The organism is Paraburkholderia sp. BR10923, assembly GCF_040948765.1.
Lineage (GTDB): Bacteria > Pseudomonadota > Gammaproteobacteria > Burkholderiales > Burkholderiaceae > Paraburkholderia > Paraburkholderia youngii.
The window spans coordinates 1-228 of sequence record NZ_JBFPKO010000256.1 but is presented as its reverse complement, the minus strand read 5'-3'; the positions used below and the strand labels follow the sequence as shown (position 1 = coordinate 228).

1 protein-coding gene is annotated in these 228 nt (G+C 72.4%); it reads right to left on the bottom strand.

Annotated elements, in window-relative coordinates:
• The coding region (locus AB3X94_RS42375; RefSeq protein ID WP_368614518.1) for a hypothetical protein at nt 1-228 on the bottom strand (228 nt) is incomplete at both ends.

Below are 228 nucleotides of genomic sequence, written 5' to 3'. Positions count from 1 at the left end.
ATCAAAAGGCATGCACGCCTCTTCGGCGCACAGCGCCACAAGCGCCGCCGCCGCATCCGGCCGCTCCCGCAGGTCGTGCTCCAGCACGGGCAGGCCCGTGCCGGGCGGCAGGATCTCAACCCGGGGGCCCTCCTCCGCATCAACGAAGACGCTGCGCAGCGCCTCGTGGCGCGCATACAGCTGATCGAGGCTGCGTCGCCACGCCGCGCGGTCCAGCCTGCCCCGCAA